Source organism: Streptomyces sp. NPDC006193 (assembly GCF_040613915.1).
Classification (GTDB): domain Bacteria; phylum Actinomycetota; class Actinomycetes; order Streptomycetales; family Streptomycetaceae; genus Streptomyces.
On the sequence record NZ_JBEXTB010000013.1, the window covers coordinates 107,983 to 129,773 of the forward strand.

The 21,791-nt window shown below is 73.0% G+C and carries 23 protein-coding genes; 14 read left to right on the plus strand and 9 right to left on the minus strand.

Annotation, left to right across the window (positions count from 1 at the left end; translation table 11 throughout):
- Positions 1-217: 217 nt before the first annotated feature.
- The 3 genes from dapF to miaA form a co-directional block, all read right to left on the minus strand.
- Positions 218-1,087 (minus strand): diaminopimelate epimerase, encoded by an 870-nt coding sequence (dapF, locus tag ABZ261_RS15190; protein WP_356859168.1) that lies wholly within the window; start codon positions 1,085-1,087, stop codon positions 218-220.
- Positions 1,088-1,232: 145 nt separating this feature from the next.
- A complete protein-coding gene (locus tag ABZ261_RS15195; protein WP_356859170.1) occupies positions 1,233-1,736 on the minus strand; it encodes a hypothetical protein in 504 nt (167 codons plus the stop codon).
- Positions 1,737-1,843: 107 nt separating this feature from the next.
- Positions 1,844-2,782 carry a tRNA (adenosine(37)-N6)-dimethylallyltransferase MiaA gene (gene miaA, locus ABZ261_RS15200; RefSeq protein ID WP_356859172.1) on the minus strand — a complete coding sequence of 313 codons (939 nt, stop codon included), beginning with the start codon at positions 2,780-2,782 and terminating at the stop codon, positions 1,844-1,846.
- Positions 2,783-2,965: 183 nt separating this feature from the next.
- Here miaA and ABZ261_RS15205 point away from each other — a divergent pair, with 183 nt between their 5' ends.
- Both ABZ261_RS15205 and ABZ261_RS15210 read left to right on the plus strand, forming a co-directional pair.
- Positions 2,966-3,262: a hypothetical protein gene (locus ABZ261_RS15205; protein ID WP_356859174.1), complete on the plus strand. Its 297-nt coding sequence runs from the start codon at positions 2,966-2,968 to the stop codon at positions 3,260-3,262.
- A gap of 38 nt (positions 3,263-3,300) precedes the next feature.
- Entirely contained in the window at positions 3,301-3,588 is a 288-nt protein-coding gene (locus ABZ261_RS15210) for an antitoxin (protein ID WP_356859176.1), read from the plus strand.
- A 425-nt stretch (positions 3,589-4,013) separates the two neighbouring features.
- Here the strand turns inward: ABZ261_RS15210 and ABZ261_RS15215 are convergent, their stop codons facing one another.
- Complete coding sequence (locus tag ABZ261_RS15215; RefSeq protein ID WP_356859178.1) at positions 4,014-4,730, minus strand: class III extradiol dioxygenase subunit B-like domain-containing protein; 717 nt, start codon at positions 4,728-4,730, stop codon at positions 4,014-4,016.
- A gap of 422 nt (positions 4,731-5,152) precedes the next feature.
- Positions 5,153-6,670 (minus strand): tRNA (N6-isopentenyl adenosine(37)-C2)-methylthiotransferase MiaB, encoded by a 1,518-nt coding sequence (miaB, locus tag ABZ261_RS15220; protein WP_356859180.1) that lies wholly within the window; start codon positions 6,668-6,670, stop codon positions 5,153-5,155.
- Between the two features lie 252 nt (positions 6,671-6,922).
- On the opposite strand from miaB, the gene ABZ261_RS15225 reads away from it, so the two are divergent.
- From ABZ261_RS15225 to ABZ261_RS15235, 3 genes are all read left to right on the plus strand, one after another.
- Positions 6,923-7,939 carry a LacI family DNA-binding transcriptional regulator gene (locus tag ABZ261_RS15225; RefSeq protein WP_356859182.1) on the plus strand — a complete coding sequence of 339 codons (1,017 nt, stop codon included), beginning with the start codon at positions 6,923-6,925 and terminating at the stop codon, positions 7,937-7,939.
- Positions 7,940-8,201: 262 nt separating this feature from the next.
- Positions 8,202-9,323 (plus strand): cellulose binding domain-containing protein, encoded by a 1,122-nt coding sequence (locus ABZ261_RS15230; RefSeq protein ID WP_356859183.1) that lies wholly within the window; start codon positions 8,202-8,204, stop codon positions 9,321-9,323.
- A 190-nt stretch (positions 9,324-9,513) separates the two neighbouring features.
- Complete coding sequence (locus tag ABZ261_RS15235) at positions 9,514-10,590, plus strand: lytic polysaccharide monooxygenase (RefSeq protein ID WP_356859185.1); 1,077 nt, start codon at positions 9,514-9,516, stop codon at positions 10,588-10,590.
- A 95-nt stretch (positions 10,591-10,685) separates the two neighbouring features.
- Here ABZ261_RS15235 and ABZ261_RS15240 read toward each other — a convergent pair whose 3' ends face one another.
- Positions 10,686-11,231, minus strand: coding sequence for a DUF1697 domain-containing protein (locus ABZ261_RS15240; protein WP_356859187.1), 546 nt, complete (start codon positions 11,229-11,231; stop codon positions 10,686-10,688).
- Between the two features lie 201 nt (positions 11,232-11,432).
- Here ABZ261_RS15240 and ABZ261_RS15245 point away from each other — a divergent pair, with 201 nt between their 5' ends.
- Both ABZ261_RS15245 and ABZ261_RS15250 read left to right on the plus strand, forming a co-directional pair.
- Positions 11,433-11,792, plus strand: coding sequence for a DUF6204 family protein (locus ABZ261_RS15245; protein ID WP_356859189.1), 360 nt, complete (start codon positions 11,433-11,435; stop codon positions 11,790-11,792).
- 48 nt (positions 11,793-11,840) lie between these two features.
- The gene (locus ABZ261_RS15250) at positions 11,841-12,278 is read left to right on the plus strand and encodes a MarR family transcriptional regulator (RefSeq protein ID WP_356859191.1); all 438 of its coding nucleotides are present in this window, start codon (positions 11,841-11,843) and stop codon (positions 12,276-12,278) included.
- 106 nt (positions 12,279-12,384) lie between these two features.
- On the opposite strand, the gene ABZ261_RS15255 is transcribed toward ABZ261_RS15250, so the two are convergent.
- Positions 12,385-12,792 (minus strand): MazG nucleotide pyrophosphohydrolase domain-containing protein, encoded by a 408-nt coding sequence (locus tag ABZ261_RS15255; RefSeq protein ID WP_356859193.1) that lies wholly within the window; start codon positions 12,790-12,792, stop codon positions 12,385-12,387.
- A 159-nt stretch (positions 12,793-12,951) separates the two neighbouring features.
- Between ABZ261_RS15255 and ABZ261_RS15260 the strand changes: the two genes are divergently transcribed.
- The gene (locus ABZ261_RS15260; RefSeq protein ID WP_356859195.1) at positions 12,952-13,950 is read left to right on the plus strand and encodes a TAXI family TRAP transporter solute-binding subunit; all 999 of its coding nucleotides are present in this window, start codon (positions 12,952-12,954) and stop codon (positions 13,948-13,950) included.
- An 83-nt stretch (positions 13,951-14,033) separates the two neighbouring features.
- Here the strand turns inward: ABZ261_RS15260 and ABZ261_RS15265 are convergent, their stop codons facing one another.
- Both ABZ261_RS15265 and ABZ261_RS15270 read right to left on the minus strand, forming a co-directional pair.
- Positions 14,034-15,461 carry a HAMP domain-containing sensor histidine kinase gene (locus tag ABZ261_RS15265; RefSeq protein WP_356859197.1) on the minus strand — a complete coding sequence of 476 codons (1,428 nt, stop codon included), beginning with the start codon at positions 15,459-15,461 and terminating at the stop codon, positions 14,034-14,036.
- A gap of 9 nt (positions 15,462-15,470) precedes the next feature.
- Positions 15,471-16,157: a response regulator transcription factor gene (locus ABZ261_RS15270; RefSeq protein ID WP_356859199.1), complete on the minus strand. Its 687-nt coding sequence runs from the start codon at positions 16,155-16,157 to the stop codon at positions 15,471-15,473.
- A 291-nt stretch (positions 16,158-16,448) separates the two neighbouring features.
- Here ABZ261_RS15270 and ABZ261_RS15275 point away from each other — a divergent pair, with 291 nt between their 5' ends.
- The 6 genes from ABZ261_RS15275 to ABZ261_RS15300 all read left to right on the plus strand — a co-directional run bounded on the left by ABZ261_RS15275 (position 16,449) and on the right by ABZ261_RS15300 (position 21,747).
- Complete coding sequence (locus ABZ261_RS15275) at positions 16,449-17,225, plus strand: amino acid ABC transporter ATP-binding protein (RefSeq protein WP_356859201.1); 777 nt, start codon at positions 16,449-16,451, stop codon at positions 17,223-17,225.
- Positions 17,226-17,326: 101 nt separating this feature from the next.
- Positions 17,327-18,163: a glutamate ABC transporter substrate-binding protein gene (locus tag ABZ261_RS15280; RefSeq protein WP_356859203.1), complete on the plus strand. Its 837-nt coding sequence runs from the start codon at positions 17,327-17,329 to the stop codon at positions 18,161-18,163.
- A gap of 75 nt (positions 18,164-18,238) precedes the next feature.
- The gene (locus ABZ261_RS15285) at positions 18,239-18,904 is read left to right on the plus strand and encodes an amino acid ABC transporter permease (RefSeq protein ID WP_356859205.1); all 666 of its coding nucleotides are present in this window, start codon (positions 18,239-18,241) and stop codon (positions 18,902-18,904) included.
- The gene (locus ABZ261_RS15290; protein WP_356859207.1) at positions 18,901-19,794 is read left to right on the plus strand and encodes an amino acid ABC transporter permease; all 894 of its coding nucleotides are present in this window, start codon (positions 18,901-18,903) and stop codon (positions 19,792-19,794) included. Before ABZ261_RS15285 ends, ABZ261_RS15290 begins: the two co-directional genes overlap by 4 nt.
- A gap of 177 nt (positions 19,795-19,971) precedes the next feature.
- Positions 19,972-21,576: an FAD-dependent monooxygenase gene (locus tag ABZ261_RS15295; RefSeq protein WP_356859209.1), complete on the plus strand. Its 1,605-nt coding sequence runs from the start codon at positions 19,972-19,974 to the stop codon at positions 21,574-21,576.
- A 99-nt stretch (positions 21,577-21,675) separates the two neighbouring features.
- Positions 21,676-21,747, plus strand: a complete 72-nt coding sequence (locus tag ABZ261_RS15300; RefSeq protein ID WP_309544753.1) for a putative leader peptide — start codon at positions 21,676-21,678, stop codon at positions 21,745-21,747.
- Positions 21,748-21,791 lie beyond the last annotated feature (44 nt).

Here is a 21,791-nt window from a genome sequence, read left to right on the forward strand (position 1 = left end):
ACGTTCCCCCGTCCGTGCCGGTGCTTGATGCTACCGAGCCCAGCACGTCCGGCCGACCGCCTCCGGCCGAGCGTGAAACGGATCACCCTTACGAGCGATGAAAACGAGGTTTAGCGTTCGCGTCACACGCTTCGACTCGGATGCGCGGCGAACGGCCCGGGTCTTCGCGGCCCGCCGGCACCGCCGCGCGTGGCCGCCGCCGTCCCGTGCCGCCGCGTCAGCCTGCGACGCCGTCCAGCCACGCGCCGTCGATCTCGCCCTCGGCCACGATCACGGCCGGCCCTGTCATCTCGATCTCTCCGTCGGGCCGCTCGGTGATGACCAGGCGCCCGCCGGGCACGTCGACGGTGTAGGTCGCCGGAGTGCCGGTGACGGCCGGGTCGGCGCCGTCGCGGCGGGCGGCGGCCACGGCCACGGCGCACGCGCCCGTGCCGCACGAGCGGGTCTCGCCGGACCCGCGCTCGTGCACGCGCATGGCGACGTGCCGGGGGCCCCGGTCGACGACGAACTCCACGTTCACGCCGTCCGGGTAGGCGTCCGCCGGGCTGACCGGCGGCGGGGCGAGCAGGCTGCCGGCGTGGGCCAGGTCGGCCACGAAGGCCACCGCGTGCGGGTTGCCCATGCTGACGTTGCGCGCCGGCCAGCTGCGCTCGCCGACGGTCACCGTGACGTCCCCCTCGGGCAGGCGGGCGCGCCCCATGCCGACGGTGACGTCGCCGTCCTTGGCGATGTGGACGGACCTGACGCCCGCGCGCGTGGCGATCGCGAGGTCCCCTTCGCCCACATGTCCGGCGTGCTGGAGGTAGCGCGCGAACACACGGACGCCGTTGCCGCACATCTCGGCGACCGAGCCGTCGCCGTTGCGGTAGTCCATGAACCACTCGGCCTCGGCGGCCATCCCCCTGGCCTCCGGGTGCGCCGCGGACCGCACGACGTGCAGCACGCCGTCGCCGCCGATGCCGGCCCGGCGGTCGCACAGGGCGGCGACGGCGGCCGGGGACAGCTCGATGGCGTTCTCGGGGTCCGGGACGATCACGAAGTCGTTCTCCGTGCCGTGACCCTTGAGGAAGGCGATCCGTGTGCTCATTCCTCGATCGTAAGGGACCGCGTCGCTGGTCCGGCCGGGGAAGCGGGGCAGTGGCGCCGGCCGGGCGAGGGCGCCGGGCCGTGGGAGCGGATCGCGCAGGGCCGGTGGGGGCGGATCGCGCGGTGCCCCGCGCCCCGTGGGCGTCTCAGCGCAGCCGGGCGACGCGCCAGACGGCGAGGACCACGACCACGGCCACCAGGAGCACGTAGCCGAGCACGACCCGCCAGTCGACCCGGCGTCCGGAGCCGCGCGCGGGCAGGCCCGGCCAGGTGTAGCCCACCCGGCGGGCGGCCATCATGCCCCAGCCCGCCGCGCAGGAGCAGATCAGCAGGCCCAGCATGGCGATGACCGCGCCGCTGTCGCCGAAGTCGAAGGCGAGCGGGAAGGCGAACATCAGGGACCCGACGGCGGAGAGGCCCACGATGGGCGCGAGCTGCCAGATGCGCAGCCTGCGCTGCGGGCGCAGCTCGACCTCGACCTCCGGCCCGCCCGGGTACATCTCCTCGGGCGCGGGTCCGTCGGCGGTGACGCCGCCCGCGGTCTCGTCGGGACCGTCCTCGGCCAGAGGGCCCTCTTCCAGGCCCGGTGCGTCACTTCCGGTGGTGACGTGCTCAGCACCTTGTGCGGTGTCGCGAGGGCCGGCCTCCATCGCCACGCGCCCTCCCAACTAGGCTCCACTTGGTCGATCGAAGCTCGATGATGGCACGGTCCCGAAGGCCGCGATGACCGGCGGCGCGTCCCGATGCCATGACGTGATCAGGCTGTAACCGGTCGTTCGACCAACGCGAGGGCCTGCTGCGGAAGTTCCGCACGGTCCGCGGCGCCCCCACTCAACCAGTGCACCCGGGGATCGCGCCTGAACCACGCATCCTGACGGCGCGCGAAGCGCTTGGTCGCACGGACGGTCTCGGCGCGCGCTTCCGCTTCGGTGCACTCCCCCGCGAGCGCCGCGAGGATCTGCTGGTAGCCGAGCGCGCGCGACGCCGTGCGCCCCTCGCGCAGGCCCTGCGCCTCCAGTGCGCGCACCTCGTCCACGAGACCCGCCTCCCACATCCGGTCGACGCGCCGCGCGATGCGGTCGTCCAGCTCCGGACGGGCGACGTCGACGCCGATCTGGACGGTGTCGTAGACGGAGTCGTGACCCGGCAGGTTTGCGGTGAAGGGCTGGCCGGTGATCTCGATCACTTCCAGCGCCCGGACGATACGGCGGCCGTTGCTGGGCAGGATGGCGCGGGCGGCCTCCGGGTCGGTGGCGGCCAGGCGCGCGTGCAGCGCGCCGGGACCGCGCAGCGTCAGCTCCTCCTCCAGCCGGGCGCGGACCTCGGGGTCGGTGCCGGGGAACTCCAGGTTGTCGACGGCTCCGCGGATGTACAGGCCGGAGCCGCCGACCAGGATCGGCCAGCGGCCCTGCTCGAGCAGCGCGTCGATCCGCGCGCGCGCCAGCCTCTGGTACTCGGCGACCGAGGCGGTGACCGTCACGTCCCAGATGTCCAGCAGGTGGTGCGGGACGCCGCCGCGCTCCTCCGGCGTCAGCTTGGCGGTACCGATGTCCATCCCTCGGTACAGCTGCATGGAGTCGGCGTTGACCACCTCACCGCCGAGCTGCTGGGCCAGGAACACGCCGAGATCGGACTTTCCGGCCGCGGTGGGTCCGACGACGGCGATGACGCGGGGGGCGGGGGGTGCACTGCTCACTGCACCAGTCTCGCAAACCTCCTGGCGGGCTCTCGAACGAGTTAGGTGACGGTGTGCGGCCCGGGTCGTTGCCCGTGACGAGGTGCCGTCCGCCCGGCCGCCGGAGACGGCGGCCCGGTCGGCGCCACCCCACACACCGGATGACGCGGGAATTCGCCCGCATGAGTACCGTATGGAGTGGACATGGGCGTGTTTGCACGACTTCTCGGCAGGTCGAAGGCGACCCGGGAGGCGTCCTCCGCGCAGACCCGGGTCGGCGCGGAGCCGGGCGGGGCCGAGGCGGAGGAGGAAGAGGAGCAGGCGGAGGCGCCGGCCCCGGCCGGGGCCGGGGCCGCGGAGGGGTCCGTACGGCCGGACACGGCCGCGGACCAGGCGGCCGACGGTGCCGGGATCCCCCGGCAGCAGTCCGCCGGGGAGACCGCGGACCAGGCCGGCGACAAGGCCGCGGACAGCGGGACAGGTGAGGGCGCCCGCAGGTGACCCCGCCTCGTGACGCACCCGGTGAGGGAAGGTGGACCATGCATCTGATGGACAAGATGAAGGGCAGGCTCGGACCGGCCAAGGACAAGGCGGCGTCCCTCGCGCGCCGGCACGGGGACAAGGTGCAGCACGGCATCGACAGGGCCGCGAAGGTCGTCGACGAGCGGACCAAGGGCAAGTACAGCGACAAGATCCACGCGGGTACGGGCAGGGCCAAGGAAGCGATGGACCGGCTCGCCCACAGCCGCGGCGGCCCGGACACACCGTCCACGCCGTCCGCCCCGAGGCCCCCGGCCCACCCGGAGGGCCCGCCGCCGGTCTCGTGAGCGGGGCCTTGCGGACGGTCGAGGCTCCGCGCGGCGCAACCGCCGCTCCGGCGTGCGGGTTGTGGTGGCACCGCCGGGCTCGGCGAGCGGCGGGCTCGGCATCGCCGGACAGCCGCGACGCCGGACAGCCGCGACGCCGGACAGCCCCGACGCCGGACAGCCGCGACGCCGGGCGGCGGCCGGTGCCGGCGGCAGGCGGAGGGACGGCCGTGGAGACGGCCGTGGAGCGCAAGCGCTCCCGGCCGTCCGCCGTCGTGACGCGGGCGGATGCGGCGGGGGCGCGGTCGGCGGGATGAGCAGCCGCGCCGCCCGCGACCCTCTTCCCGCTCGCCGCGGGTACGGCGGCACGCCCGCGCGGAAGCGCCGCCGGCCGCGACGCCGCGCGGGTGCGCCGGCCATGGCCGACCGGGGGCCGGCCGGGGACGTCAGGACCAGGTCGCGACCAGGTAGCCCACTCCGTAGGGCGCGTCCTCGTACAGCAGGGCGCCGGTGAGGCCGGCGTCCTCGGCGGCTCCGGCCAGGAGCTGCCAGGGGGCGCGGCCGGACGCCTTCAGTTCACGGGCCAGTCCGGGGTCCAGTGCCCGGAGGGCCGCGAGGTCCGCCGCGCCGAGCGCCCGGGCGACCTCGGCGTCGAACGGCGCCGCCCGCTCGTCGAGGTACCCCGGCGCCTTCAGGGTGCGGCAGGCACTGGCGTCCCCCATGACCAGCAGCGCCACCCGGTCGGACCGGGCGCCCAGCTCGCGTCCCGCTGAGAGACACTCCTCCGGCGGGAGCGACGCGTCGACGCCGAGTCCCTCGATCGGGGCATCCGCCCAGCCGTTGCGCTCCAGCAGCCAGGCGGCGACGGCGAGCGGAGGCGGCAGCCGCCGTCCGGCGGCGACCGGGTGCCGCGCGGGTCCGAGGCGCACGTCCAGGTCGACCCCGAACCCGCGGAATGACCCCGCCGCGCCCTGCGGGTACCGGCCGAGCCCGCCCTGCCCGGCGGTGCCGACGACCACCAGCAGGTCGGGGCGGGCCGCGGCGAGCACGCCGAGGGCGTCCGCGCAGGCCGCGCGCGCGGCGTCCAGTTCGGGTGCCGCGCCCGCGGCGACCTCGGGCACGAGCAGGGGCGGGCAGGGGCAGACGGCGGCGGCGACAAGCATGATCGGCAGCGTAACGCGGCAGCGGACCGGACCGGCACCGCGGAACGGCGGCCGACCCCAGCGGCGGCCGACCGCAGCGGGGGACGGCCCGCGCAGCCGCTCGGCCGCACCGCTCCCGCGGGCCGCCGCGGCCCGCGCCCGCGCGCCCCGGCCGGCAGCGGGGACGGACGCCGACCGGGCGCCCACCGGTCCACCGGTCCACCGGTCCACCGGTCCACCGGTCCACCGGCTCACGGTGAGCGACGCGCCGCATCGCCCTCCGAGGCCGCCGCGTCGCACCCGGCCCTCCGGCGGCTTCGGCGGCCCCGTCGGGATCACGTGCCTGTCGGTCGCGGCTCCAGCGCCGGTGAGGCCGGCCTCGGGAAGGCCGGGCATGGCGCCGCCCGCCGGCTGGGCGGGGGAGCTCGCCGGCCACGTTGTCGTCAGTCGCAGCCGCAGCCGCTCGCGACGGCCGGGAGCGGGGCCGGCGCGCCGATCTTCGGCAGGCCGAGCATGACGCCCGCCGGCTTGGCGGCCTCCGCGGCGTTGCGCTTCTCCCAGGCGTCGCCGGCACGCGTGCGCCGCACGTCGAGGACGGGACCCTCGGCGAGGAGGTGGTGCGGGGCGGCGTAGGTCACCTCGACCGTGACCACGTCGCCGGGGCGCACCTGCTGCTCGGGCTTGGTGAAGTGCACCAGGCGGTTGTCGGGGGCGCGGCCGGACAGGCGGTGGGTGGCGCCGTCCTTGCGGCCTTCGCCCTCGGCGACCATCAGCTCCAGCGTGCGGCCGACCTGCTTCTTGTTCTCCTCCCAGGAGATCTCCTCCTGGAGGGCGACGAGACGCTCGTAGCGCGCCTGGACTACCTCCTTGGGGATCTGGTTCTCCATGGTCGCGGCGGGGGTGCCGGGGCGCTTGGAGTACTGGAAGGTGAAGGCCTGCGCGAAACGGGCCTCCCGCACGACGTGCAGCGTCTGCTCGAAGTCCTCCTCGGTCTCGCCGGGGAAGCCCACGATGATGTCGGTGGTGATCGCGGCGTGCGGGATGGCGGCCCGCACCTTCTCGATGATGCCGAGGTAGCGCTCCTGCCGGTACGAGCGGCGCATCGCCTTCAGCACCGTGTCCGAACCGGACTGCAGCGGCATGTGCAGCTGCGGCATCACGTTCGGGGTCTCGGCCATGGCAGCGATGACGTCGTCGGTGAAGTCGCGCGGGTGCGGGGAGGTGAAGCGGACGCGCTCCAGGCCCTCGATCCTGCCGCAGGCGCGCAGCAGCTTGCTGAAGGCCTCGCGGTCGCCGATGTCGGAGCCGTAGGCGTTGACGTTCTGGCCGAGCAGCGTGATCTCGGACACGCCCTCGGCGACCAGCGCCTCCACCTCGGCGAGGATGTCGCCGGGCCGCCGGTCCTTCTCCTTGCCGCGCAGGGCGGGGACGATGCAGAAGGTGCAGGTGTTGTTGCAGCCGACGGAGATCGACACCCAGGCCGCGTAGGCGCTCTCGCGCCGGGTCGGCAGCGTGGACGGGAACGCCTCCAGGGACTCGGCGATCTCGACCTGCGCCTCCTCCTGCACACGGGCGCGCTCCAGCAGGACGGGCAGCTTGCCGATGTTGTGCGTGCCGAAGACGACGTCCACCCAGGGCGCCTTCTTCACGATGGTGTCGCGGTCCTTCTGCGCGAGGCAGCCGCCGACGGCGATCTGCATCCCGGGGCGCGAGGCCTTCTTCGGCGCGAGCCGGCCGAGGTTGCCGTACAGCCGGTTGTCGGCGTTCTCCCGGACCGCGCAGGTGTTGAAGACGACGACGTCCGCGTCCCCGTCCGATCCCTCGGGGGCCCGTACGTAACCGGCTTCCTCGAGCAGTCCGGCCAAGCGCTCGGAGTCGTGGACGTTCATCTGGCACCCGTAGGTGCGGACCTCGTATGTTCGCGTGACGCCCACAGGCTGGCTCCGGTCGATGCTGCTCATGCCATAAGGGTAGGCGCTCCGCCGGACAGCCTCCGCCGCCTCGGCCGCCTCCCTGGACGGGCCCCGGGAGGGACCGGCGAGGACGGGAGGCCGCCTGTCCGCCGGGCCCCGCCACGCTGCCGCCGGCCGGTCGTGCGGCCGGGCGGCATCCGGTCGTGCGGCCGGGGCGGAGGCCGTTCCGGTGCCGGGAAGCGGGCCGTGTGCCCGGCCGGTGCGGCCCGTAGGATCGGTGATCTCGTGGGGGAGGTGGTCATGGGCAGGCGACGCCCTGGCACGCCGACGCTGGAGGAGGTGGCCGCCCACGCCGGGGTGGGGCGGGGCACGGTCTCCCGCGTCGTCAACAACGCGGCGGGTGTGAAGGAGTCCACGCGCCGGGCCGTCCAGCGGGCGATCGAGGAACTGGGCTACGTGCCCAATCTCGCGGCCCGTTCGCTGGCCGGGCGGCGCGCCGACGCGGTCGCCCTGGTCATGACGGAGCCGGACTGGCGGCTGTTCGCGGAGCCCTTCTTCTCCGAGATCGTCCGTTCGCTCGGGGACGCACTGGCGGACACCGGGCTGCAGTTGCTGCTGACCCTGGTCCGCTCGGACGCCGAGCGGCGGCGCTTCCTCGAGTACGCGCGCGGCGGCCGCGTCGACGGTGTTCTGCTGATGTCCGTGCACGGCGGCGACCCGCTGCCCGACATGCTCGCCGAGGCCCGGTTGCCGACCGTGCTGCTGGGACGCCGCTCGGGTGACGAGTACGTCAGCTACGTCGACGCGGACAACGTCGGAGGGGCCCGTGACGCCGTCGCCCACCTGCTGGCGCGGGGGCGCAGGGCCATCGCCACCATCACCGGACCGCTCGACATGTACGTCGCCCAGTGCCGGCTGCGCGGCTACCGGGAGGCGCTGGCGGGCGTGGAAGGCGAGCGGCTCCGGGTCGCCGAGGGCGACTTCACCGCGGAGAGCGGACGCCGCGCCATGACCGAGCTCCTCGCCCGGCATCCGGAGATCGACGGCGTCCTGGCCGCGTCGGACACCACGGCCGCGGGGGCGCTGGAGGCGCTGCGGGCGGCGGGACGGCGGGTACCCGAGGACGTCGCCGTGATCGGCTTCGACGACTTCCCGCTGGCGCAGCGCACGGAGCCGCCGCTGACCACGGTCCGCCAGCCGCTGGAGGAGATCGGGCGGGCCATGGTGCGGCTGCTCCTGGAGGAGATACGGGAGCCGGCCGTCGCGTGGCGTCACGTCATCCTGCGCACCGAGTTGGTGGTGCGCGAGTCGGCCTGACCGCCGTCGGTCGTCGCCCGGACCCGTTTCGGGAGCGCTCCCAGCGTCAGTCGCCGCCGGGCAGGGGCATCGTGCTCCGACTCGCCGGACGCACCGAGCCGGACGTTCGCGACCGCTCGGAAGGCGTCCGGTTCCTTCTCTTGTCAGGAACATGATCCTTCCCTACAGTCCCTGCCAGACCGAGGAGATGGGAGCGCTCCCACGACCCCCGTGGGCGAGAGGGCTCCCGCAACCACTCCCCCTCCCTTCGGAGAGGATCCGCATGCGACCGTCACCCCACCCCGCCCGCACCGCGCGCGGCCTGCTCGGAGCGCTGCTCACCTCGCTCGTCTCGCTGGCCGCGCTGCTCACCACCGCTCCGGCGGCGCACGCCGACACCACGATCTGCGAAACGTACGGGTCGACGACGATCCAGGGCCGCTACGTCGTCCAGAACAACCGCTGGGGCACCAGCGACGAGCAGTGCGTCACCGTCACCGACTCGGGCTTCCGCATCAGCCGGGCCGACGGCTCGGTGCCCACGAACGGCGCCCCGAAGTCGTACCCGTCCGTCTACAACGGCTGTCACTACACCAACTGTTCGCCCGGCACCGCCCTTCCGGCCCGGCTCAGCACCATCTCCCGCGCGCCCACCAGCATCTCCTACAGCTATGTGAGCAACGCGGTGTACGACGCCGCGTACGACATCTGGCTCGACCCCACGCCCCGCACCGACGGCGTCAACCGGACCGAGATCATGATCTGGTTCAACAAGGTCGGCCCCATCCAGCCCGTGGGGTCCCAGGTCGGCACCGCCACCGTGGCCGGGCGCCAGTGGCAGGTGTGGGCGGGCAGCAACGGCACCAACGACGTGCTGTCCTTCGTCGCGCCCTCGGCGATCACCAGCTGGAGCTTCGACGTCATGGACTTCGTCCGGCAGGCCGTCTCCCGCGGGCTGGCGCAGGACAGCTGGTACCTGACCAGCGTGCAGGCCGGTTTCGAGCCCTGGGAGAACGGCACGGGCCTCGCCGTGACCTCCTTCTCCTCGACGGTCGACACGGGCTCCTCCGGTGACCCCGGCGGCTCCTCGGCCTGCGCGGTGGCGTACACGGCCAACGTCTGGCAGGGCGGCTACACCGCCGACGTCACCGTCACCAACACCGGCACCTCCCCCGTGAACGGCTGGAAGCTGGCGTTCACCCTGCCCGCCGGGCAGCGGATCACCAGTGCCTGGGGCGCGGACGTGGCCCCGTCGTCGGGGGCCGTCACCGCGGGCAGCCTGGCCTACAACGCGCAGATCGCGCCGGGCGCCAAGGTGTCCTTCGGCTTCCAGGGCACCTACAGCGGCACATTCACCCGGCCCGCCGGCTTCACCTTGAACGGCGCCGCCTGCACCGCCTCGTGAGACATCCGGAGCCCGTCCGGCCCCGCACACCGGACGGACCCCGGATGCCATCCGGCACCCCTCGGCGTGTCGGGCAGGCCCGCACGCGGCCGGACGTACCGGCGCCCGCTCGGGCGTCCCGCCCGTCCGATCGTCCCGCCCGTCCGATCGACCCGCACCGGTTCGCGTTCGTGATTCGGAAGGAGAGAACGTGGCTCGACGCAGCAGACTCCTGTCGGTGGCAGCCGTGCTGTCCACCCTCGCGGCAGCGCTCGGCCTGGCCCTCCTGGGGCAGGGCAGCGCGCAGGCGCACGGGGTGGCGATGCTGCCCGGTTCCCGCACCTACCTGTGTTACCTGGACGCCCGCACCGCGACCGGCTCGCTGGACCCGACCAACCCGGCCTGCCGGGACGCGCTGGGCAAGAGCGGCCCGAACGCGTTGTACAACTGGTTCGCCGTACTCGACTCCCGCGCCGGAGGGCGGGGGGCCGGCTATGTGCCGGACGGCACCCTGTGCAGTGCCGGCGACCGGTCGCCCTACGACTTCTCCGCCTACAACGCGGCCCGCTCCGACTGGCCGCGGACCCATCTGACCAGCGGGGCGACGATCCAGGCGCAGTACAGCAACTGGGCCGCCCACCCGGGTGAGTTCCGCGTCTATCTCACCAAGCCCGGCTGGTCGCCCGCCTCAGCGCTGCGCTGGAGCGACCTCGATCTGATCCAGACGGTCAGCAATCCGCCGCAGCAGGGCTCGCCGGGCACCGAGGGAGGCCACTACCAGTGGAACCTTCCGCTGCCCTCCGGCCGCTCCGGTGACGCCCTGCTGTTCATCCAGTGGGTCCGTTCGGACAGCCAGGAGAACTTCTTCTCCTGCTCCGACATCGTCTTCGACGGCGGCCACGGAGAGGTGACCGGCATCCGCACCTCGGGCGGCTCGCCGACGCCGACCCCCACCCCCACGCCGACCGACCCGCACACCGGTTCCTGCATGGCCGCGTACTCCGTGGTGAACTCCTGGAACGGCGGCTTCCAAGCCTCCGTCGAGGTGATGAACCACGGCACCGCGGCGCTCGACGGCTGGGCCGTGGCCTGGAAGCCCGGTGCGGGCACCAGGATCAGCAGTGTGTGGAACGGTGCGCTGAGCACCGGCGACGACGGCACGGTCACGGTGCGCAGCGTCGACCACAACCGGGTCGTGCCGGCCGACGGCAGCACCACCTTCGGCTTCACGGCCACCTCGACCGGCAATGACGTTCCCGTGGGCTCGATCGGCTGCGTGACGCCTTAGACCGCGGAAGGCTCCACGCGATCCGGCGCCGCCCCGCGCCACGGCTTCCGCGGGGCGGCGCCGGACATGGGCGGTCTCCCCCGTCTCCTGGCGGCTCAGTCCTCCCCGGCCAGCCGGTGCAGCGCGGTGACCGTCCTCCAGTTGCGGGTGGTGGCGGGGATGCCGAGGCGGCGCTCGATGTAGGCGTTGTCGAGCTTGGTCCTGCCGTAGCCGTCCGGGACGTGCAGGTGGATCTCGTCGCCGACCAGGGTGAAGACGGCGGTCTCGCCGGCCGGCGTCTCCAGACGGGCGGCCTGCTCGGCGGCCGGCTCCCGGGCGAGGAAGGTGACGTGCAGCTTGGCCGGGTCGTCCTCGCGGGCGAGGTACGGGTTCCGGGCGACGGTGCGGGCCAGGGACTCGGCGGTGCGCAGCAGCACGGTGACGGACACACCGAGGTCGTCGGCGATCCGCTTCTCGACGGCGGCGGCGAGAGCGGCGGCGGGCCGGGGCCCGGGGGCGTCGAACAGCACGTTCCCGCTCTGCAGGTAGGTCCGGACGGCCTCGAAGCCCATGCCGGTGAACAGGTCGCGCAGGTCCTTCATGGCGATCCTGGTCCTGCCGCCGACGTTGACCCCGCGCAGCAGTGCGATGTGCTTCGTCATGACCTCAACCTCTCACAGCGCCACGGCCGGGACCGGCCCGCCGGCCTTCCGGGGCGGACCCGCTCCGGGCCCCGGGCCACGGGCCGCCTCGACCCCGGCCTCGGGCATCGGCCTCAAGCATCGCCCCCGCGCCCCGGCCCGGCCGGAGGGCGATGCGAAATCCGGTGGAGGACGTTCCCCGGCTGTGTCTAAGGTCGCGCAATGAGTACGCGAACCTTCCGGGTCACCGTCCGCGGCGCCTTCGACGCCCTCACCGAGGCGCAGCGCGCCGCGCTGCTCGCCGACGCCGCCGAACACGACGTCCTGCGGGCCGCCTTCACCCCCGAGGGCACCCTCACCCACGACATCGCCGTCCGGCCCGCCTTCACCTTCCGCTTCCTGGCCACCGGCGAGAAGGAGGAGGACATCCTCGAGGCGACGGAACGGGCCGAGGCGGCCGCGAAGGCGTGGCTGACCGAACGCGGGTACGGCTTCAAGCATCTGCGCAGCACCGCCGAGGACCTGTCCCAGGCGCCCCTGGGCAAGCGGCAGCGCCGCATCGCACGGTCCCACGGCGCATGAACTTGAGCACTCAAGGACAGGGCAAGGGATGGCGGAGGGACGCCGGTCATGAGTGAGGCCCTGGACGCCGCGCTGCGACTGGTACGGGCCCAGGCGGCGCTCGTACGGCGCCTCGACGCGAGGCTGGGCGGACTGCACGGCGTCAGCCTCGCCGACTTCACCCTGCTGCTGCGGCTGGGGGAGGCGCCCGGCGGCCGGATGCGCCGGGTGGATCTCGCCGAGGCGCTGGGACTGACCGCCTCCGGGGTCACGCGCGGTCTGGCCCCGCTGGAGCGGATCGGGCTGGTGAGCCGTGAGCCGGACGCCCGGGACGCGCGGGTGGCGTACGCGTCGCTCACGGGGACGGGCCGGCAGCGGCTCGCGGAGATGCGTGCGACGGCCGAGGAGACCGCCGAGGAGATCTTCGCCGGCTCCGCCTGGCCCCCCGAGGACATCGCCCGGCTGGCGGACCTGCTGTCCCGCCTCGGCGGGACCGGTCTGCGGTGAGGCTGGGCGCCGGACACCCCGGCGGGGCTCCGGTCGCCGGGGTGTCCGGCGCAACCGCCGTCCTGCGGCCGGCGGCTCGCCGTCGCCGCTGGACCCCGCGCGGTCGTCAGGCCGCGCCGCCGGGCGTCCAGCCCTGCCGACGCAGGACGGCCGACACGTCCGGCGCCCGGTAGTGCTCCCCCTTGAGCACCTTCCCGTCGGCCCGGCGGGCGACCTGCCCGCCGGGCCCGAGCTTGCTCATGTTGGCGCGGTGTATCTCGGCGATCACCTCGTCCAGGTCGATGCCGTGGACCAGGGCCGTGCCGTACGCCACGTAGACCACGTCGGCCAGTTCGTGCGCGAGCCGGTCCAGCGGGCCTCCGACGGCGACCTCGGCCACCTCCGCGGCCTCCTCCGCGAGCAGTCGCGCCCGGTGGGCGGCGAGATCGGGGTCCACCTCCGTCGGCGTGCTGCGGGCGTCCAGGCCGAAGGCGCGGTGGAACTCACGGACGAGGTCGGCGGGCGAAGTGCTCATGCGGCGACTGTAACGGCCGCCGCTGACAACGCCCTCCGGCCGCGGCGGCCGCCGCAGGGGACCGTCGGCCGCGTGCGCCGCAGGGTGACCCCGGCCGTGTGCGCCGCAGGGTGACCCCGGCCCTGGTCAGCGGCGTGCGTGTCCTGGCAGGATCGCCGCATGTCCAAGGTGTTCCCCCCGATCGGCAGGCGCCGGGTGCTGCAGGGCGCGGCCGCCGGCGTCGTGACCCTCGGGCTGCTGCTGTGGTGGCTGCTGCCGCTGGGCGAGAAGCCGCCGAGCGGGACGATCGTGTTCAGCACCGGTACGCCCCGCGGGGTCTACCAGGAGTACGGCGAGCGGCTGCGCACCGAGCTGGGCCGTGACATGCCCGGCCTGAAGGTGAAGCTGCTCCGCAGCGCCGGCTCGCAGGAGAACATCCAGCGGGTGGCGACCGGGCAGGCCGACTTCACGATCGCCGCCGCCGACGCCGTGGCCGCGTACGGGCTGCGCAACGGCACCGGGGCCGGACGGCTGCGCGGAGTGGCCCGGCTCTACGACGACTACGTGCACCTCATCGTGCGCCGCGACTCGGACATCACGAGCGTCGCGGACCTGCGGCACAAGCGCGTGGCGACCGGGCTGCCCGACTCCGGGGTGCGGCTGATCGCGGACCGTGTGCTGCGGGCCGCCGGCATCGATCCGCGCAAGGACCTCACGCCGGTGTCGGAAGGCATCGACACGGGCCCCGGCCGGCTGCAGCAGAGGAAGATCGACGCCTTCTTCTGGTCGGGCGGCCTGCCCACGAAGGGGCTGGTCGCGCTGGCGGAGCAGGCCGCGTTCCGCTTCGTGCCGATCGACGACGGGCTCGTCACCCGGTTGCACGGCGCGGGCGAGGGGGCGCGCTACTACCGGTCCACCAACATCCCCGAGTCGGCCTACCCGGCCGTGCAGCAGGGCGCCCAGGTGCCGACGGTCGCGGTGTCCAACCTGCTGATGACCCGTTCGGACATGGACCCCCGGCTGACCGAATGGGTGACCCGTACGGTGATCAAGAGCCGGGACGGCATCGGCGCCCACGTCCACTCCGCCCAGCTGGTGGACCTGCGCACCGCCATCTACACGGACCCCCTGCCCCTGCAGGCGGGCGCCCGGCGCTACTACCGGTCGATGAAACCCTAGGGAGAAGCCGGAGGAGCCCAAGGAGCCCGAGGAGCCGGGAGCCCAAGGAGCCCGGGGAGTTCTGGGGAGGCGGCCCGGGAGCCTCAGGGGACACCGGCCGTGTGCTCCTGCGGCTCCGCGTGCCGCGGCACCGTGACCGTCACCTTCAGCCCCCGCGGCTCGTGATGGGCGAAGTCGATCGAGCCGCCGCCGGCGGCCAACAGGGCCCGGGTGATGGACAGGCCCAGCCCCGAGCCGTTCACGTTCTGGTGCCGGCCGCTGCGCCAGAACCGGTCGCCCACGCGCGCGAGTTCCTCGTCGGTGAGACCGGGCCCGGTGTCCGTGACGACGATCGTCGAGGTGTCGCCGTCGGCGGAGACGGTCACCGTCACCGTGCCGTCCTCGGGGGTGAACTTCACGGCGTTGTCGATCACCGCGTCCAGGGCGCTGGACAGGGCGATCGGATCGGCCCAGGCGGTGGTCGGCGGGCAGTCGCCGGTCAGCCGGACGCCCTTGGCCCGGGCGGCCGGCGACCAGGCGGCCACCCGCTCCCCGGTCAGCGCGCCGACGTCGGTCAGCCGCAGGTCGGCCTCGGCGTGCTCGGCGAGCGCCAGGTCGAGCAGGTCGTCCAGGACCTGGGCCAGGCGCTTGCCCTCGGCCTGGACCGAGGCGATCTCCTCGTTGCCCTCGGGGAGTTCGAGGGCGAGCAGTTCGATGCGCAGCAGCAGCGCCGAGAGCGGGTTGCGCAGCTGGTGCGAGGCGTCCGCGACGAAGGCGCGCTGCTGCTCCAGCACGGCCTCGACGTTGTCGGCCATCTCGTTGAACGAGCGGGCCAGCCGCCTGAGTTCCGGCGGGCCGCCGGCGGCCGCGACCCGGGACTTCAGACGTCCGGTGGCGATGTCGTGGGTGGTGGCGTCCAGGATCCGGACCGGTCGGAGCACCCAGCCGGTCAGCCGGAGCGCCGCGCCCACGGCGAGCAGCATGGCCGCGATCTCACCGGTCCCGATGAACAGCCAGCCGCGCAGGATCCGGGAACGCATCGGCCCGGTGGGCGAGTCGGTCACGACGACCGCGACGACGTCCCCGTCCCGGATCACCGGCGAGGCGACGACGAGCCGGCTGCGCTGCCATGGCCACACCTGCCGGGGGTCGTGGCTGCGCCGGCTGAGCAGCGCCTCGTCGACCGCTTTGCGGACCTCCCCGGTCTTCGGCACGAACCAGTCGGCGGGTGCGTTGGCCATCGCCGAGCCGTTGCGGTAGAAGACGCCCGCGCGGATGCCGTAGACGCCGTAGTAGCTCTCCAGCTCGCTGCGCAGACTCTCCCGGCGCTCGTCCACGGTGATCCGGCGGGATCCGCCGGGCCCGTCGGTGACGAACTGCGCGAGCGCCGCGAAGCGGGCCGTGTCGTCGATCCGGTCGACCACGACCCGCTGCTGCTGGGCGGCGGCCACGCTGCCGGCGAGCGGGACGCCGAGCGCGAGCAGCACCGCCGCGAGCAGCACGATGAGCAGCGGGAGGAGCCGTGTGCGCACCCGTGCCCGCTAGGCGGCCGGGGCGACGAGCCGGTAGCCGACGCCGCGTACGGTCTCGATCAGCGCGGGCATGCGCAGTTTGGCCCGCAGGGAGGCGACGTGCACCTCCAGGGTGCGGCCGGTGCCCTCCCAGCTGGTGCGCCAGACCTCGCTGATGATCTGCTCCCGCCGGAAGACCACGCCGGGCCGCTGGGCGAGCAGCGCGAGCAGGTCGAACTCCTTGCGGGTCAGCTGGATCACCGTGCCGTCCACGCTGACCTGGCGGGTGGGCAGCTCGATCCGGACCGGGCCGAGGAGCACGGCGCTCCCGCCGTCCGCCGCGGCGTCCTCGTGGACGGTGCGCCGGCTGACGGCGTGGATGCGGGCGAGCAGTTCGCCGGTGTCGTACGGCTTCACCACGTAGTCGTCGGCGCCCAGGTTGAGTCCGTGGATGCGGGAGCGGACGTCGGAACGCGCGGTGACCATGATCACCGGGGTGGCGGTGCGTTTGCGGATCTTGCCGCAGACCTCGTAGCCGTCCTGGTCGGGCAGGCCGAGGTCGAGCAGGACGACACCGAAACCGGCGCCCTCGGGGACGAGCGCCTGGAGGGCCTCCTCGCCGCTGCGCGCGTGCGTGACGTCGAACCCGTGCCGCGCGAGGACCGCGGACAGGGCCGCGGCGACGTGGTTGTCGTCCTCGACGAGCAGCAGTCTCATCCCGGCCCCCTCCGGTTCAGCGGTCGTACGGTTTCGGTTCACATCCGCCTTGTACATCGGGCGGGCGCGTGCACCATGGCAGTGACGCCGATTGATGAGGACGGCGTCAAGAGCCTTCGGGTTGCCCGCCGCTTCCGTTATCCGGCCGATACGCGCCCGGCCGGCCGTGCCACGGCACGTGTCCGGCTGCTATCGGATCGTGATGCTCAGATCTCCCTCAGATGTGATGACGCAGGTCACAGCCGCTCACTACTGTCCTCGGAAACCCGAGGAGGACGGAGCCTGAGAGCGATGACCAAAGTATCGGTGGCCAAGGAAGACGTGGCCGCGTCCGACGACCTGGTCGTCCTGACGAGCGTCAACAAGCACTTCGGCGCGTTGCACGTGCTCCAGGACATCGACCTGACGATCGGCCGCGGCGAGGTCGTCGTGGTCATCGGGCCCTCCGGGTCCGGGAAGTCGACCCTGTGCCGGACCATCAACCGCCTGGAGACGATCGACTCCGGCACGATCACGATCGACGGCAAGCCCCTGCCGCGCGAGGGCCGGGAGCTGGCCCGGCTGCGGGCGGACGTCGGGATGGTGTTCCAGTCGTTCAATCTCTTCGCGCACAAGACCGTGCTCGAGAACGTGACGCTGGGCCAGGTCAAGGTCCGCAGGGCGGACAAGAGGCGGGCCGAGGAGAAGGCCCGGGCGCTGCTGGACCGCGTCGGGGTGGGCGCCCAGGCCGACAAGTACCCCGCGCAGCTCTCCGGCGGCCAGCAGCAGCGCGTCGCGATCGCGCGGGCGCTGGCGATGGACCCGAAGGTCATGCTCTTCGACGAGCCGACCTCCGCGCTCGACCCCGAGATGATCAACGAGGTCCTCGAGGTCATGCAGCAGCTCGCCCGCGACGGCATGACGATGATCGTCGTCACGCACGAGATGGGTTTCGCACGATCGGCTGCAAACCGGGTGGTCTTCATGGCGGACGGCCGGATCGTCGAACAGGCTGCGCCCGATCAGTTCTTCAGCAACCCGCGCAGCGACCGGGCCAAGGACTTCCTGTCCAAGATCCTGCACCACTGACGGCCCCGCCCCGGTCGCGTCACCCGCGCCGGGGCTCCGCTCCGGTCGCGTCACCCGGGCCTCAGGGACCTCGTTCCTCACCACTCAGAAGGATGTTCAGCATGAAGCTCCGCAAGGCCACCGCCGCCTCGGCCGTCCTCCTCGCCCTCTCCGTGACCGCCACCGCGTGCGGCGGCGACAAGAAGGACGAGGGCGGCTCCTCCGGCGGCGGCAAGAAGATCACCATCGGCATCAAGTTCGACCAGCCGGGCCTCGGTCAGAAGACCCCCCAGGGATACACGGGCTTCGACGTCGACGTGGCCACCTACGTCGCCAAGAAGCTCGGCTACGGCGCCGACCAGATCGAGTGGAAGGAGTCGAAGAGCGCCGACCGCGAGACCATGCTGAAGCGCGGTGACGTCGACTTCATCGCCGCCACCTACTCGATCACCCCGGAGCGCCAGAAGCTGGTCGACTTCGCCGGCCCGTACCTGCTGGCCCACCAGGACGTGCTGGTCCGCGCGGACGACGACTCGATCAAGTCGCCGTCGGACCTCAACAAGAAGAAGCTGTGTTCGGTCACCGGCTCGACCTCCGCGCAGAACGTCAAGGAGAAGCTGGCCCCGAAGGCGCAGCTGCAGCAGTACCCGACGTACTCGGCGTGCCTGACCGGCCTGCAGAACAAGGCGATCGACGCGCTGACCACCGACGACTCGATCCTCGCCGGTTACGCCTCCCAGGCCCAGTTCAAGGGCAAGTTCAAGCTGGGCGGCCTGAAGATGACCAACGAGAACTACGGCATCGGCGTCAAGAAGGGCAGCGACCTCAAGAGCAAGATCAACAAGGCTCTCGAGGACATGGTCTCCGACGGTTCCTGGGACGCGGCCGTGAAGAAGAACTTCGGCCCGGCCGGCTACAAGAACGAGCCCGCGCCGAAGATCGGCGAGATCAAGAGCTGAGGCAACGCCCGGCGGATGCGCCGTCCGTGAGGGCGGCGCATCCGGGCATCCCTACACGCGGAAGCGCGGGAGATCGTGTTCGACTTTCTTGAAGGTTACGACGTACTGGGCGCCTTCTGGACGACGGTTCAGCTGGCGCTGCTGGCCGCTGTGGGCTCCCTCGTCTGGGGCACCCTGCTGGCCGCCATGCGGGTGGGCCCGGTGCCGCTGATGCGCGGTTTCGGCACCGCCTACGTGAACATCGTGCGGAACATCCCGCTCACGGTGATCATCCTGTTCTCCTCGCTTGGCCTCAGCCAGACGCTGCAGATCAACCTGGGTGCGGACGACTTCAAGACGATCAACTTCCGGTTGGCCGTGCTCGGACTGATCGTCTACACCTCGGCCTTCGTGTGCGAGGCGATCCGGTCCGGCATCAACACCGTGCCGGTCGGCCAGGCGGAGGCCGCGCGCGCCATCGGTCTGAGCTTCACCCAGGTGCTGTTCCTGGTCGTGCTGCCGCAGGCCTTCCGTGCCACGGTCGGCCCGCTGACCAACGTGCTGATCGCCTTGACGAAGAACACCACGGTGGCGGCCGCGATCGGCGTGGCGGAGGCGGCGACGCTGATGAGGGAGATTCTCGACAAGGAGGCGATGCTGCTGCAGACCGCCGCGGTCATCGCTTTCGGATTCTGCTGCCTGACGCTGCCGACCGGTCTGGTCCTCGGCTGGGTGGGCAAGAAGGTGGCGGTGAAGCGATGACTGCGGTCCTCTACGACGCCCAGGGTCCTCGGGCCAAGCGGCGCAACGTCCTGTACACGGCGGTGTTCGTCGTCGCGCTCGCCGCCCTCGTGTGGTGGGTGTACTCGGCCCTCGACGACAAGAACCAGCTGGCCTGGGCCCTGTGGAAGCCGTTCTTCAGCGGGTCGGAGGCCTACACGACGTACATCCTGCCCGGCTTGGAGAACACCCTGAAGGCCGCGGCCCTGGCCATGGTCATCGCGCTGCCGTTGGGCGCCTTCTTCGGCATCGCGCGGCTGTCGGACCATGTGTGGGTGCGGGTGCCGGCCGCGATCGTGGTCGAGTTCTTCCGTGCGATCCCCGTGCTGATCCTGATGATCTTCGGGAACGCGCTGTACGCCCAGTACACCGACGTCAGCTCGGACGACCGTCCGATGTACGCGGTCGTCACCGGTCTGGTGCTGTACAACGCCTCGGTGCTCGCGGAGATCGTCCGCGCGGGCATCCTCTCCCTGCCCAAGGGCCAGTCCGAGGCGGCCATGGCGATCGGTCTGCGCAAGAACCAGGTGATGCGCCTCGTCCTGCTGCCGCAGGCGGTCACCGCGATGCTCCCGGCGATCGTCAGCCAGCTCGTGGTCATCGTCAAGGACACGGCACTGGGCGGTGCGGTGCTGACCTTCCCGGAACTGCTCGCCTCGGCGAACACGATGAGCGGCTACTACGGCGCCAACACCATCGCCTCCTTCACGGTGGTCGCCGCGATCTACGTGATCCTCAACTTCTCCCTGACCTCCTTCGCGAGCTGGCTGGAGGGCCGGCTGCGGCGGCGGAAGAAGTCGACCGGCGCCGTGCTCGGCGCCCAGGACGTCGCGGACATCGCGGGCACGGCGTCGACCGGCACCGCCGCCTGACGCCGGACCAGACCCGAATGCACCACCCGGAGGCAGTGGCATGATCGCCACTGCCTCCGGTCGCTTGACGCAAACTCTGCCAATGGGTTGCATACGTTCTGTGATCGTGCACCCCGCTTCACCTTCCTGTTCACCTTCTTCCGTCAGGACACCGCTGCGGGCAGGGGGCGCCACACCGTGGACCCGGTGATCATCGTCGGAGCGGGGCCCGTGGGGCTCACGCTCGCCCTGGCGCTGGCGCGTCAGGAGGTGCCGTCCGTCGTCCTGGACGAGGGACCCGGCAAGGACGAACCCCGCCCGGCGCGCACCGTCGTCCTGCGCGAGGACACGGCCGCCCTGCTGGAGCGGCTGACCGGGGTGGCGCTCGGTGACCACGGCGTGCGCTGGACCGGATGGCGGTCCTTGCGGCGCAAGCAGGTGACGAGCGAGATCGTCCTCGACGGGAGCGAGCCCGCCCCGCTGCACATCGCGCAGCACCTCCTCATGGGGTTCCTGCGCGGGGCGGCCGCCGCGGAGCCCCTGGTGAACGTGGCGGTGGACAGCCGGGTGGACGCGATCGAGCAGGACCGTTCCGGCGTCACCGCGCACACCCGCGGCCCGGAGGGCACCTGGTGGCGCGGCAGTCATCTGGTCGGCTGCGACGGCCCCCGATCGACCGTGCGCAAACTCCAGGACATCCGTTTCCCGGGCCGTACGGCGGTGGAGCGGCACGCGGTCGCCGCGCTGCGCGCGGAACTCCCCTGGGAGGGCCAGGCGCTGCTCCACCGGATGCCGCCGTGGCGGCAGTCCCCCGGGCCCTCGGCCGCCGAGGTGACCGCCCGCCCCCTCCCGGACGGCGTGTGGCGCCTGGACTGGCTGCTGCCGCCGGGCAAGGACCTGGTCACGCCCGAGATCCTGCTGGCCCGGATCCGGGAGACCCTCGCGGGCTGGACGGACGGCTCCACCCCGCCGTACGAGCTGCTCGACACCGGGGTCCACACGGTGCACCACCGCCTCGCCCGGCGGTGGCGCGCCGGCCGGGTGTTCCTCGCCGGGGACGCGGCGCACCTGCTCGGCGCGCTCGGCACCCACGGCCTCGACGAAGGCCTCCACGACGCCGAGAACCTCGCCTGGAAGCTGGCCACGGCCTGGCACCACGGCCCGCACGAGGCCCTGCTGGACAGCTACCAGACCGAGCGGCGCGCGGTGGTCGCCGCCCGGCTGCGCGCGGCCGACCAGGTGCTGCCGGTGCTGCGCGGCGGGGGCGGGCTGCGCCACATCGTCCCGGGTGCGGCCCGGGGGCACGACGCGCTGCTCGCGGACGGCCATCTGGGGCGCGGGCCGCTGGGCGCGCCCGGGTCGTACGCCGGCTCGCCGCTCGCGCCGCCGCCCTCGGAGGCGGAGATCCCGGTCGGCACACCGCCCGGCGCCCGGGTGACCGACGTACGGGTCACGGCGGAGGACGGCACCTTCGTCCGGCTGCGCGACCGGCTCGGCCGCGGTGCGCTGCTCGTCGTCCTGATCGCGCCCGGTACGGGGGTCTGGGACCGCAGGCACTGGGTGTCCGCCGGGGTGATGCCCCGGCTCGCCGCGGCCGTGACCGCGCTGCCGCATCCGGCCGAGCTGCTGGTCGCCGAGAGCTACCCGGGCGCGCCGGCGCACAGCGTGCTGCTCGTGCGTCCCGACGGGTACCTGGTCACCGCGCTGAGCGGGGTCCGTCCGGCCGACCTGTACACCGCGGCGGAGGCCGCGCTGGGCGGCACGGTGAAGGAGGAGGCGGAGGCCGGTTCGGGGGCGCGCTGACCGCGCGCCCGGTCGGCCCTCCGGCCTCGTCCGCAGTGTGACACTCGGTTGACCGATTTGCGACGGCATGCTGTACTCCCGATCGTGACCGACACCTGTGTGCGCCTGTGGCGGAGGGTCCATATGGACCTCGTCCGCTATGCGGGCTGCGTGTGTCGCCCGTCCTGCTGACTTCGCATCCCCTCCCTTCACGGGCGCCGTCGTGCGCCCGTTTC

Coding starts and splice junctions, on each gene's coding strand:
- dapF (WP_356859168.1), bottom strand. CDS start 1,087: ATGAGCACACGGATCGCCTTCCTCAAGGGTCACGGCACGGAGAACGAC.
- ABZ261_RS15250 (WP_356859191.1), top strand. CDS start 11,841: ATGAGTGAGGCCCTGGACGCCGCGCTGCGACTGGTACGGGCCCAGGCG.
- ABZ261_RS15290 (WP_356859207.1), top strand. CDS start 18,901: ATGACTGCGGTCCTCTACGACGCCCAGGGTCCTCGGGCCAAGCGGCGC.
- ABZ261_RS15280 (WP_356859203.1), top strand. CDS start 17,327: ATGAAGCTCCGCAAGGCCACCGCCGCCTCGGCCGTCCTCCTCGCCCTC.
- ABZ261_RS15225 (WP_356859182.1), top strand. CDS start 6,923: ATGGGCAGGCGACGCCCTGGCACGCCGACGCTGGAGGAGGTGGCCGCC.
- ABZ261_RS15270 (WP_356859199.1), bottom strand. CDS start 16,157: ATGAGACTGCTGCTCGTCGAGGACGACAACCACGTCGCCGCGGCCCTG.
- ABZ261_RS15245 (WP_356859189.1), top strand. CDS start 11,433: ATGAGTACGCGAACCTTCCGGGTCACCGTCCGCGGCGCCTTCGACGCC.
- ABZ261_RS15205 (WP_356859174.1), top strand. CDS start 2,966: ATGGGCGTGTTTGCACGACTTCTCGGCAGGTCGAAGGCGACCCGGGAG.
- ABZ261_RS15275 (WP_356859201.1), top strand. CDS start 16,449: ATGACCAAAGTATCGGTGGCCAAGGAAGACGTGGCCGCGTCCGACGAC.
- ABZ261_RS15215 (WP_356859178.1), bottom strand. CDS start 4,730: ATGCTTGTCGCCGCCGCCGTCTGCCCCTGCCCGCCCCTGCTCGTGCCC.
- ABZ261_RS15240 (WP_356859187.1), bottom strand. CDS start 11,231: ATGACGAAGCACATCGCACTGCTGCGCGGGGTCAACGTCGGCGGCAGG.
- ABZ261_RS15230 (WP_356859183.1), top strand. CDS start 8,202: ATGCGACCGTCACCCCACCCCGCCCGCACCGCGCGCGGCCTGCTCGGA.
- ABZ261_RS15260 (WP_356859195.1), top strand. CDS start 12,952: ATGTCCAAGGTGTTCCCCCCGATCGGCAGGCGCCGGGTGCTGCAGGGC.
- ABZ261_RS15210 (WP_356859176.1), top strand. CDS start 3,301: ATGCATCTGATGGACAAGATGAAGGGCAGGCTCGGACCGGCCAAGGAC.
- ABZ261_RS15195 (WP_356859170.1), bottom strand. CDS start 1,736: ATGGAGGCCGGCCCTCGCGACACCGCACAAGGTGCTGAGCACGTCACC.
- ABZ261_RS15255 (WP_356859193.1), bottom strand. CDS start 12,792: ATGAGCACTTCGCCCGCCGACCTCGTCCGTGAGTTCCACCGCGCCTTC.
- miaB (WP_356859180.1), bottom strand. CDS start 6,670: ATGAGCAGCATCGACCGGAGCCAGCCTGTGGGCGTCACGCGAACATAC.